This window comes from Shewanella sp. A32 (assembly GCF_029167175.1).
GTDB classification, from domain to species: domain Bacteria; phylum Pseudomonadota; class Gammaproteobacteria; order Enterobacterales; family Shewanellaceae; genus Shewanella; species Shewanella yunxiaonensis.
This window is the reverse complement of the sequence record NZ_JARFTS010000011.1, coordinates 59038-70671: the sequence shown is the minus strand read 5'-3', so window position 1 is coordinate 70671 and position 11634 is coordinate 59038. Positions and strand designations below refer to the sequence as shown.

The 11634-nt window shown below is 50.8% G+C and carries 11 protein-coding genes; 7 read left to right on the top strand and 4 right to left on the bottom strand.

All coding sequences use genetic code 11. The features are described from left to right. From PY479_RS10135 to PY479_RS10105, 7 genes are all read left to right on the top strand, one after another. The gene (locus PY479_RS10135) at positions 1 to 1347 is read left to right on the top strand and encodes an ATP-binding cassette domain-containing protein (protein WP_275483669.1); all 1347 of its coding nucleotides are present in this window, start codon (positions 1 to 3) and stop codon (positions 1345 to 1347) included. Beyond that, complete coding sequence (locus PY479_RS10130; protein WP_275483668.1) at positions 1337 to 2023, top strand: energy-coupling factor transporter transmembrane component T; 687 nt, start codon at positions 1337 to 1339, stop codon at positions 2021 to 2023. Before PY479_RS10135 ends, PY479_RS10130 begins: the two co-directional genes overlap by 11 nt. After that, on the top strand, positions 2007 to 2564 hold the full coding sequence (locus tag PY479_RS10125; RefSeq protein ID WP_212595022.1) for a core component of ECF transporter: 558 nt from the start codon (positions 2007 to 2009) through the stop codon (positions 2562 to 2564). Before PY479_RS10130 ends, PY479_RS10125 begins: the two co-directional genes overlap by 17 nt. Before the next feature lie 7 nt (positions 2565 to 2571). Beyond that, positions 2572 to 3303: a DNA-binding protein gene (locus PY479_RS10120; RefSeq protein WP_212595023.1), complete on the top strand. Its 732-nt coding sequence runs from the start codon at positions 2572 to 2574 to the stop codon at positions 3301 to 3303. Next, complete coding sequence (locus PY479_RS10115) at positions 3303 to 3533, top strand: hypothetical protein (protein WP_275483667.1); 231 nt, start codon at positions 3303 to 3305, stop codon at positions 3531 to 3533. Before PY479_RS10120 ends, PY479_RS10115 begins: the two co-directional genes overlap by 1 nt. 138 nt (positions 3534 to 3671) lie before the next feature. Next, the gene (locus PY479_RS10110; RefSeq protein ID WP_212595025.1) at positions 3672 to 4850 is read left to right on the top strand and encodes an HD-GYP domain-containing protein; all 1179 of its coding nucleotides are present in this window, start codon (positions 3672 to 3674) and stop codon (positions 4848 to 4850) included. A gap of 72 nt (positions 4851 to 4922) precedes the next feature. After that, positions 4923 to 5561, top strand: coding sequence for a paraquat-inducible protein A (locus PY479_RS10105; RefSeq protein WP_275483666.1), 639 nt, complete (start codon positions 4923 to 4925; stop codon positions 5559 to 5561). A 432-nt stretch (positions 5562 to 5993) separates the two neighbouring features. Here the strand turns inward: PY479_RS10105 and PY479_RS10100 are convergent, their stop codons facing one another. The 4 genes from PY479_RS10100 to PY479_RS10085 are packed head-to-tail and all read right to left on the bottom strand — an operon-like array spanning position 5994 to position 11542. Next, positions 5994 to 6299 carry a DUF3240 family protein gene (locus PY479_RS10100; protein ID WP_212595027.1) on the bottom strand — a complete coding sequence of 102 codons (306 nt, stop codon included), beginning with the start codon at positions 6297 to 6299 and terminating at the stop codon, positions 5994 to 5996. Then, positions 6296 to 9349 carry a CusA/CzcA family heavy metal efflux RND transporter gene (locus PY479_RS10095; RefSeq protein ID WP_212595028.1) on the bottom strand — a complete coding sequence of 1018 codons (3054 nt, stop codon included), beginning with the start codon at positions 9347 to 9349 and terminating at the stop codon, positions 6296 to 6298. The genes PY479_RS10100 and PY479_RS10095 overlap by 4 nt, the downstream gene beginning before the upstream one ends. Position 9350: 1 nt before the next feature. Continuing rightward, positions 9351 to 10367 carry a hypothetical protein gene (locus PY479_RS10090; protein ID WP_212595029.1) on the bottom strand — a complete coding sequence of 339 codons (1017 nt, stop codon included), beginning with the start codon at positions 10365 to 10367 and terminating at the stop codon, positions 9351 to 9353. Further along, positions 10364 to 11542, bottom strand: coding sequence for a metal transporter (locus tag PY479_RS10085; protein WP_275483665.1), 1179 nt, complete (start codon positions 11540 to 11542; stop codon positions 10364 to 10366). The genes PY479_RS10090 and PY479_RS10085 overlap by 4 nt, the downstream gene beginning before the upstream one ends. Between the last annotated feature and the right edge of the window lie 92 nt (positions 11543 to 11634).

The following is an 11634-nucleotide window of genomic DNA, read 5'->3' as shown; positions in this document are numbered from 1 at the left end:
ATGAGATTACTGGAGCTCGACGGCGTCTGTTTTAACTATGGCAGTTTGGAACCCTGGATCTTCAGGGATCTGACCATGTCAGTAGAATCTGGAAGTTGTCACTGTATCAGTGGGCCAACGGGCTCCGGTAAGTCGACGTTGCTGCGGCTGTTATCTGGACTGCAGACGCGTCCGTTTGAAGGTGGGGTTTATCGACGTAGTCAACTACTCTGCGGTCTAGTGATGCAAGATCCGCAGGTTCAGTTGCTGCGACAAACCGTAGGCGCCGAAGTTGCCTTTGCATTGGAAAACATCGGCGTTGACACTGAGGCAATGATCCCCAGAGTGCAGAAGGCATTGCGTCGCGTCGGACTATTTGTCAGTCTCGATTGTCCTATCGGGAATCTGTCGCTCGGGCAGAAATACCGTTTGATGATTGCCGCGCAGTTGGTGAGTGAGCCAGCCGTCTTGCTCCTCGATGAACCTTGGGCACAATTGGATAATTCTGGCGTCGAAGAACTACAAGCCGTCATTCGTAGTTTACTGGCAGAAGACATTGCCGTGGTGATGTCAGAGCATAACCCTGGCGCATTTGCGGATATTGTCAGCCATTACTGGCAACTGCACGCCGGGCATTTAGTACCCGGGCAGTTCCACTGTGGTCATCAACTGACGGTGACAGAAGTAAAGCCTGGTCATGAGGTGATCTTGAGTGCGGAACCATTCGAGTTTCGTTATCAGGGTGACAATGTGTTGTTTCGCAGTAAGCAACCATTGACGGTTCGTGATGGTGAGCTAGTGATGTTGTGTGGTGATAACGGTGCTGGCAAAAGTAGTTTGCTCAAAGCCATCGCGGGTATCCAGTCCAACGTTAACCCGTTACCTGTTAAAGTGTTTGGTCAGCGTCCCAAAACTGGCGTGTTTGGCGGACAACTGGGATTGCTCATGCAGCGTCCCAATCGACAGCTATTTGAATCAACGGTTATTGATGAGATGAGCTTCAGTCTGCGGCGTTTCGGTTTGCCGGTTTCTTTCGCCAGTGAGCTGCTACAGCAACTGGATCTGTTGTCTCTGGCACAGCGGTCTCCCCATACCTTGTCCTACGGCCAACAGCATTTGGTGGCCTTGGCTTCTTTAGTATGTTATCGCCCATCACTGTTGTTGTTAGATGATCCGTTAGCAGGGTTGGATGGTGCGCATTTAGACAAATTATGGTTTATGATCAACTATTTACGTTCTATTGGTGGCACGGTAATCCTCAGCAGTCACCGTGCGTTGTCGCTGGCATCAGTGACGCAGGAATGGCAGCTTACCCAGCAAGCGTTGCACGTGAGCGCATTATCCTCGGAGCAACGCTATGCGGGCTAAGCGTCTACAAGCATTCATGAGCGCCAATGCGGCTGTTGACGGTGACCTATGGTTAACCGCGGCCGCAATGTTGTTAGTTACCTTACTGTCTTCCGCCGCATTTTTGGCTCCACAATCAAGTTTGCTGTATTTGGCGTTTATCAATTTGTTGTTGCTGGTTCATGGACTCATCAAGCGCGGTGATATTCGCGGTATTATCCGTTATATCGTGCTGCAATTAGGTTTCACGTTACTGCTTTATGCGTTAATTCATGGCGGCAAGCAGATGAATCAAGGGGCGTGGGCCGTTGCCAGAATGCTGTTGGCTCTATTACCGGGCTGGTGGCTTACGGTGGTGATTAAGCCGCAATTGATTGGTGTGGTTCTGGCCAAAGTGATGCCGGCAAAATGGGCATTTGTGGTTGCAGCGTCGATTAATCTATTGCCCTTTATGACTAATGAACTGCGCGATATTTACCAGCTGCAGTTATTGCGCGGCGCCAGAATCGCACCTCGACAACTGTTGAATCCGTTGAACTGGTATGAACTGGCATACTGCGTGATTTTCCCTTTATTTGTGCAATTGCTAAAGCTGGCGCAGCAAACCGCTACTGCTGCGCGTAGTCGCCATTTCGGCAGTCAGCCGCAGGTGACATATTGGCGTGAGCCGCGGAGTCCACATGACACAGACAGATAACAAATTAGGTTTTCAGTTGCAGGATGCATTGTTTATCGGCTTTTGCGCGACCTTGCTGGTGGCATTAAAAGGGATGTTACGGATAAAGCTGGGATTGTCGGGCCATTCCATGTTGCTGATGAGCTTTTTTTATCTCATTTGCTACGGTGCTGTCGGTCGAAAAGGCGCGATTACCACCTGTGGCGCGCTGGCGGGGGCGGTCGCGGCCATTCTTGGGATAGGAAAAGGTGGACCGTTAATTTTTCTTAAATTTTTCATTCCTGCATTATCGATGGATTTAGCCTTAATCGTTTTAGGTACTTTGCTCACCTTGCGTTGGCGCTTTGTCATTGTGGCATTGGTGGGCTGCTTGGCCTGGTCAGCCAAAGGACTGGTAGAAGATTTGCTGATAGGGATGAGCCAGCAGGTAGCGTTAGTACGTTTTGGTCTCAAATTTCTTATGGGCGCGCTGTTTTCCGTTGCCGGGGCGTTACTGGTGATCCCGGTGATCCGTCGCCTAAAAGCGCATGATTTGCTTTATAAAGAAACCCTCATCAAGTAGGTAATATATGGCTCAATGGTTAATTTGTATTGATGACACGGATGATATTGGCACCAAAGGGACGGGTGAAATTGCCGGTGAAATTGCGGACTTATTGCAAGTTCATGGTGGTTCTGCGTCATTGGTAACGCGTCACCAGTTATTTGTACATGAAGATATTCCTTATACGTCCCACAACAGTGCCATGTGTTTTGCGTATGAGGGCCCGCTGTCTGGCGAGGAGATCAAGGCCATCGCCGTGGCACATCTGTGTCAGGAAAGTGCGGCAGCGGCAGATCCCGGCTTGGCCTTCGTCTATCTGCCGCACCTGAAAAATGCGTTGGCGTTGCAAGCGTTTGGTCAGTCAGCGAAGCAACAGGTACTCACTAAAGCGGCGGCGTACGAACTGGCCCGCGAGCTACAAATCGATTTGAGTGAACACGGCGGCACGGGGCAGGGTGTGATTGGGGCTTTAGCGGGGCTAGGATTACGTTTGTCTGGCAATGATGGCCGTGTGAAAGGTCAGCTGAAATTTGGGCAAGGCGAGACGCCTCAGCCCTTCAGTGTCGCTGATATTTTACAACAGGGGGCCTTGGACGGTGTGCTAACAACCGACGGTGATTGGTTAGCACCTGAAACTCAAGTCTGGCTAAGTGGTAAGGTTAAAGCGGTGATGGCGCAAGGGCGCTTTGCGCTATTGGTATCCCAGCAAAACGGTGACTGGCACAATGCTACCAAGCAGCAGCTTAAGGACTACTGATGAGCGAACTTGCAGGATTTGAATTGCAGGAAGACCGTTGGGTATTTCGTGCCGGACGCGAAAACGTCACAGCCGCGCGAGCTCAGGCCGCCAATTGCCAGGCGTTTGCCGAAGATGATGAAGATGAACAGATAGATGATGTTGTTCGCAGTTGTCATAACTGCGTCTTCAGAAGGTGGACTCCGTCAAGTTTTCAATGCCTTGCGATCAAACCGACAAGAAAAAAGTAGAAGTTGAATCCGACCATAGGTAAAACGTAAATTTATCTATAATATAGTGCTGTCGAAATTTGACCCGTTGGACAAGTTAGCCTGTGCTCAGGTGCGAGGGTCGCAATGGATGCGCCAGCCTATTGTCGGAGCAACTGCATGACTGAGACTTTGCGAAAAGCCGATCTGATCAAACTGCCAGTTTCCAGTTTGGAAGTGGGTATGTTTGTGTCGGCTATTGAAAACAGCCAACAGCTCACGGTTGCGAACGCTGGACGCATTACTCAGCTGGATCTGGTGACCAAGCTAAAAAGCAAAGGTGTGCAGTTCGTCTGGATTGATCCTGCCCGCAGTACGTTTACTGCCGAAAAAGTCCCGGCAAATAGCCGTGCGGCCATTTCACCACCCACTATAAAAAATCGCGAACAAGCGCAAAAGCAGGCCAGTGAGTTGCTTCATGAAGCGAAGGGGCTCGTGCGCAAAGTGCTGTCAGAGACCTTTGAAGGCAAAGCCATAGAAGTTGCCAAAGTCGAAGCCCTCGCTGAAAACATGATTGAGTCGGTGATGGACAACGCTGATGCATTCAAATGTGTATCGGCCTTACGTACCAAAGATGCTTATCTGCTGGAGCACTCGGTTAACGTTGCGGTTTTGCTGGTTACTTTCGGGCGTTACTTGGGGCTAGAACGCGACATGCTCAGGCAACTTGCGGTGGGCGGAATTTTGCATGACGTGGGCAAAATTAAAGTCGACAGTTCGGTGCTGAATAAACCGGGTAAGCTGACGCCGGAAGAGTTTGAGCACATGAAGTTACATCAGGTCTACGCCATACCGATCATGTCAGAAGCGCAAGGGCTATCTCAGGTGAGTCGAGATGTTTGCCTGATGCACCATGAAAAGCTCGATGGTCGTGGTTATCCTCGTGGCTTAAAAGGCGAACAGTTGCCGCAGCATGGGCGCATGAGCTGCATTGTTGATATTTATGATGCGCTGACCGCTACCCGCTGCTACAAAGAAGCGATGAGCCCGGCCGCAGCGTTTAAAATCTTGCTGAGTCTGACGCCCTTTCACCTTGATGAAAGTCTGGTGTATGAATTTATTCGTTGTATAGGTGTTTACCCGGTCGGCTCATTGGTCGAGCTGTCGGATGGGCGCGTAGGTATTGTTTGGGAAACCGAAGGCCGTGATGTGTTGCACCCGGTAGTGAAATGTTTCTATTCGAATAAACATAAGCATTACACCGACGTTGTGCTGGTCGATTTGAAAAAATCAGATCTCAATATTGAGCGTGGTATTTCACCTTCTGCGATGGCGGTTGACCCGACACCTTTCTATTAGCACCTGACGTGCTTAGCCAAAATCGGTAGACTGAGCGAGTCTGCACATAGCAGACCCTGAGTTGGAGGCCGAATGTCAAACTGGAAAGCTTTATTGCTGTTACTGTTGTCGCTGGCACTGCTGGTGCCTGGAGTAACCATGCCAATCTTAACGATTGATGGGCATGTGGAAAAAGCGAAACTGTCCGCAACCGGCATGGATATGATCGCCGAAAGCGTTAGCAACGACTCCGACGAAGGCCAACAGCGTACCCGCAATATGTTGGGGATGGTGGCGGGGTTGCTCGGGCTCAATCATCTGCAAGGTGAAGTGGCGGTATTTCACAAAAGTCGCAGTATCTGGGGCACGGTGACAGAATTACAGCAGCACGGCAATCTGCTGGTTGCGGTGCTGGTGGCCTTGTTTTCTGTAGTTATTCCGGCATTAAAGTTACTCATGTTACTGGCGTCAGTAATTTTGCCCTTACGTGCGGGAGCTCAACGCAATCTTGCGTTGGTAACCAATGCGATTGCCAAGTGGTCGATGGCGGATGTGTTTGTGGTGGCTTTGATCATCACCTATATGGCGGGCGATGCCTCAGCGGGTATGGGCGACCTGGTGCGTACCAGTGCCAAATTTGAAAGCGGTTTCTGGTTTTTCCTGGGTTATTGCGTATTGGCGATTGCGGGTCAAGCACTGCTGGGCAAAGGTCGCACGCTCCAGCGCAATTAGGACTGGTTCCCCTTAGCCAGTCATAACACATTGTAATCAATTACAATCTCGCAATACCGTAGCGGTTATCTCAAGAATTTTGGTTAACGCTTGTCATCGCAACGAAGTGGGCTTTTAATAATTTATTATTATTAAAATATAATTAGTTATTAGATATTGTTTTTAAATATTGGTCTGGAAATAACGCGCCATCAATAATGAACAGCGTTATTGATGAAGGAAAGACCATGAAGCCCATCATTGCTGTTGTTGTCATTTTTTTTGTGGCCATTGCGACGCTGATAGTCGTAGATCGGTCGCTGACAGGCCTGTGGCGCTCACTGTTGGAATGTGCGGTATTTTTATGTTTGTGGGGATATTTTTCGGGCTGGTTTCAATGTAAAAAACCCCCGGAATAATGTTCCGAGGGTTTAAGCTAATCACCGTGTCCAGTTACGCCTTGCCCAGCACTCCGTTACTGGCGATGGGGACTATCCAGTAACGGCAAGGGTTATGTTGGCACACTTTCGCCAGGATGGTCAGTAACTCTTGCTGGAATTCTTGTGGATGCATGATCTCAAACTTATAGAATTCCCGGTAACCTTCCACCTGTTCCTTCAAGTTGTATTGGCTGTGCTCGCGGCTGAATCCACAGATATCCACCAGACTGAAGCCGGAAAGATAGTCCAGCGACATCAGCGTATCGACAATATCATCTTTAATATTGTGTTGGGCGATCAGTACCAGCAGTTGTTTCATTTACGTTTCTCCAGAGTTTCATACAACAGCGGCAACAGATACAAAGTGGTAATGGTTGAGGTGATAAGTCCACCGATCACCACAATTGCCAATGGTCGTTGAATTTCTGCGCCAGGGCCGGTCGCAAACGCCAGCGGGATCAGACCGAACATCGCGGTGGTTGCGGTCATCATGATCGGCCTTAATCGGCGAGCAGCCCCTTGTTTTACCCGTTCTTCAAGTGTGGCAAACATATGTCGCGATTGCTCGTAATAACTCACCATTACTACCCCATTAAGTACCGCTACCCCCAGCAAGGCAATAAAGCCTACCGATGCCGGTACCGACAAGTATTCTCCCGACAGATAGAGACTGATAATCCCGCCCATCATGGCAAATGGCACGTTGGCTAAAATCAGCAATGCCTTGGAAATCGTGCCAAAGGTGGTAAACAGAATGAGGTTAATCAGCATGATGGCTACCGGCACTACCAGCAGCAGGTTGTTAGTCGCGCGTTGCTGGTTTTCAAATTCGCCGCCATAACTGAGGCTGAAACCACTCGGCAGTTTCACTTGTTGGGCTAACTTGCCTTTCAGCTCTTCAACAAAGCTGACGATATCTCGGCCACTAACGTTGGTTGTGACCACTGCAAAGCGGTTACCCTGTTCGCGGTCGATTCGGATTGGTCCTTGTTGATAATTGATGTCAGCCAATTCACTTAACGGTTTAAGGCTGGCATCAGGCATCAGGATCACTTGCTGCTGTAGTTGCGCCAAGCTGGCAATATTGTCCCGTGGGTAGGCAATCAATACCGGCGTGCGTTTTTTACCTTGGATCACTTCGGTGACCGCAACGCCTTCGAGTTGGCTCTTCAGATAACTGCCAAACTCGGTAGCATTCATGCCATAACGACTGGCCAGTCCATCTTTCAGTTTCAGATTGATAAAGGGACTGCCTTCAGTCATGGCGGTTTTCACATCCTGAGCGCCGCTAGTGGCACTGGTAATGTCACTGATTTGCCCGGCGAGTTGGTTTAACGCGGCTAAGTCATCACCAAAAATTTTAATCGCCACATCGCCGATACTGCCGGTCAGCATCTCAGAAACACGCATCTGGATGGGCTGCGTAAAGTTGAAGTCAATACCGGGGAATTTCACTACTTCGGCCCGGATAGCGTCAATCAGCTGCTCTTTGGTTTTAAAGCGCCATTCGTCAGCAGGCTTTAGCTGCAAAAATACGTCGGTTTCATTAAGACCCATAGGGTCCAATCCCAACTCATCGGCGCCGGTACGAGCAACTAGCTGGCGGATTTCTGGCACAGTTTTCAGCAGATGGTTTTCGATCTGCGCGTCCAGATCTAATGATGATTGCAAGGAAATAGAAGGTGATTTTGCTAACTGCAGAATAATGTCGCCTTCATCCAAGGTCGGCATAAAGGTTTTACCGACGAGGGTGAACAGGCCAAAGCTCATCACCAATAATATCCCGGCCGTAATGACAAACCGTTTTCCGTGGTGCAGTACCCATTCCAACGATTGCAGGTAGTGGCGCTTTAGCCAGTGCACGAACTTCGGCTCCTCTACTGCCTTTTCATTCACCAGATAAGAGGCCACCACTGGGATAATGGTTAACGCCAGTAACAGTGCAGACAGCATGGCAAAGACAATTGTGATGGCGACTGGTGAAAACATCTTGCCTTCCAGCCCGCTTAACGTCAGCAATGGCGAAAACACAATCATCACAATCACTGTGCCGGAGACGACTGGGGTAGCCACGTCTTTGGTCGCCCGGTAGATCAGATGCAGTCTGGGCAAGCGTTGTCCACCGGCTAACTGATTCACCATGTTTTCCACGACCACCACCGACGAGTCCACCAGCATCCCGATGGCGATCACTAACCCCCCCAGACTCATCAAGTTGGCCGACAGGTGGAAGTAACGCATCAATACAAAGGTCGACAGCGCCGCCAGTGGCAATGCCAGCGACACCACCAGTGCCGCGCGCACATTACCCAGAAATAGCGCCAGCAACACAATCACCAACACCACGGCTTCCACCAGCGCTTCGGAGATGGTACCGATAGCGGTACTGATCAGATTGGCGCGATCATAAAACACATTGAGCTTACTGCCTGGTGGCAAGGTCGGCTCTATCTGCGCCAGTTTCTCTTTCACGGCTTTGACCACATCGGCCGTGTTCGAGTCCTTCAACGCGACAATCAGTGCTTCAGCGGTTTCACTGCCATTGCGGGTGACTGCGCCATAGCGGGCGAGGTGACCGATTTCAACGGCGGCGAGATCCTGTAATCGATAAGTGCCGTGAGCGTTACTGGTGATCACCATATTGCGCAGCGCATCGATGGAGCTGACACGGCCTTCAGTACGAACCGTGAAATTATCGGTGCCGACAGTAATGCGCCCGGCACCGGTATTAGCATTATTGGCATTGATACGGGCGATCAGGTCGTCCTGGCTCAGTCCCGCTTGCGCCATCGCTTCGGGGATTGGGGTGATTTGCAGCGTTTTGGCATAGCCGCCGAGGATGTTGACGTCGGCTACACCGGCCACAGTACGTAACAATGGGCGAATTTGCCATTGCAGCATCTGTCGGCGTTCCAACAAACTCATCGAAGGATTTTCCAGTGAAAACATAAAAATTTCACTGAGCGGGGTACTCATTGGCGCAATGCCACCCTCAATATTCGCTGGTAGCTTGTCTTTTACGGCGGCCAGACGGTCACTGACCTGCTGCCGCGCCCAGTAAATATCTGTTCCTTCGTTAAAATCGAGCGTGATGGCAGTGATGGCATATTTGGTGGTGGAACGCAGAATCGCCTGCTTAGGGATCCCCAGCAATTCAGTTTCTACCGGAACCGTCACCTGCGACTCAATCTCTTCGGCGGTCATTCCCGGGGCTTTCAGAATGATCTTCACTTGCGTGGGCGAAATGTCTGGGAACGCGTCCAACGGAATACCCAGCCAGGCATAACTGCCAGCCGCCGCCAGGATCAGCCCGGTGATCAGCATAAACAACCGCTGAGTCAGTGAGAAACGAATGATAGCATTGAGCATGTTATTCGCCTCCTAGTCCCAGCAGCATGCCTTTGGCTGCGGCCACGGACTCGCTCAATACTTCACTGTTCTGCAGTTCAGTCAGTGGCTGAAGCAGGTAATCATTGCCGTTCACGCCCAAAATAGTGACGGTGGTTGGTAGCAGTTTGTCACCCTGATGCCGCAGAACCTGGGTGCCGGTTCCCCAGGAATAAACACTTTGTTTGGGCACTTCCAACGCTTGTACCTGACGCAGCGGGATAACCTGCAATTGCTGACCGGTGGTCAAGCCACAGTTCGCGGGTACGGTTTCGGTCCAGGCACTGACGAAGCCTCCCTGAGCGAAGTTGTCGCGCCGGGTCAAAGACAATTGGCAACTGCCGGTATTGACTGACACTGTATCGTGAGCAATGGCTAATGGCAGATTGACGTGCAAGCGGATATCTTCGGCAGGGACTAGGCCGAGCAACAGGCCACCATCCGGTAGCGGTTGGCTATTGTCTCCGTAACGTAAAATACCGGCCATTGGGGCTTTCAGTAATGAGCCCTCCGGCGCTTCCTGTAGCAGTTCCATAAAGTGGTGCATGTGCTCAAACTTCAGTTTGGCATCATGGTACTGCATACTGATTTGGCTCCACACTTCGGCACCGATAGTCCCGTTGGCGTGTAATTTGCGGTTATGTTCGTAGCGGTTTTGCGCCAGGTTAAAGGCTTCTTCGGCAGCTTCAAACTGCATATGAAAATGATGAATACCTGCCCCTTGCAATAAGATCAGCGGTTGGCCAGCAGTGACTGTTGAACCATCAGCGACCAACCAGTGGCGCTGCTGAATCGTTTCCGGAACGCTCAGGTAGAAGGTATTGCCGGGTTCAACGGTGACTTCCGCAGGCACTGGGCTGGCAGGTAGTTGCTGTACCGCTTTAACGGACGCGTAGCTTAATGTCAGTTTGCCAAGCGCTGCCACAGACAGCTCCTGAGCGGTAACTGATGAACATGACAGTGCCAGAACACTGCTGCCGAGCAGTGATTTCCATCTCATAAGGTAACTCCAAGGGCTTGCAATTGTTTTGAATGCAGTTGGGACTGCGCCAATTGGTTAAGTGCCAGACGACTTTCGGTATCTAATGTATCCACATAGCTCCGCAGCCATGCCTGATATTGCGGCAGACCCTGTTGTTTTGTGGCTGCCAATGACGCGGTCAGTTGTTGGCTCAGTGTCAACGATTGCTGTAGCAACAGTTGTTGCTGTTGCAGTTGCGCCAGTTGTTGGCGCAGTTCATCCAGCTGCAGCTTGGTCTGTAACATCAGTTGCTGTTGTTGTTGTTCGAGTTGCAGTTGCTGTTCAACCAAAGTGCCGACTTCCTGTTGGCTGAGGCCACTGCTGGTCGGCAGCGGGATATCCAGTGCTAGGCCGATGGCCTGCTCTTCCATCCCCGGCGTGGCGGTGTTTTTGGCATTCACGGACAGAATCCACGGCGTGGTATCACCTTCAGCCATGGTTTTGCCCAGTAACTTCTGTCGTTGCAGTTGGATACTCGCCAGTTGCCATAACGGATTGTTGATGCCGTCATCTTGCGGTAACAAACGACTGCTTTCCTCAAGGGAGGGAAGCTGTTCTAAGCCGGTCAGCCGCCGTAAGGCTTCGGCGGCACTTGCCCGTTGTTGCTTAGGCGTCAGCATCGCTAACTGGAGGTCAAGTAATTCGCGTTGCAGTACCAATAGCTGGCTGGTGGGCGCTTCACCGCTAAGGCTCAGCGCTTTCTGGCGTTCCAGCAACTGTTGCAATAGTTGCTGCTTATGCTGCAGTTGCTGCAATTCCGTGTCGGCCAGCTGTTGCTGCCACCAATATTGCCGCAACAAACCGGACAGATAGAGCTGTTGCAACCTACTCTGTTGCACAATCAACTGCTGATTGAGGGGTTTCAACGCCTCGTCTAGTCGATGCATGGCGGGGGACTTGAACGGCAGATTCAGTGACAACTGCTGCTCGTAACTGCGCCGACTGTCCAGTCCCTGCAGATGGCTTATACTGATGGTTGGTAAACCAATTAACCAGTCAGCACTCTGATAAATAGGTGTGAGTTGTGCGGCGTAATTGTGTAATCTGGATTGTGCCTGAGCCAACATGGCTTCTCGGGCATTTTCTGGGGCGGCCGACAATGGCAAAATGGGCACTAGTAGCACTAGCGCTAACGTAATCTTTCTGAATTTCATAGGCTGTGATCACCGGGGGAAACAACGATGCCAGCCTGACACAAAAACGTGTTGAATTCTTCGGGGAGCTGTATCATAAAAGCCTGCTATGG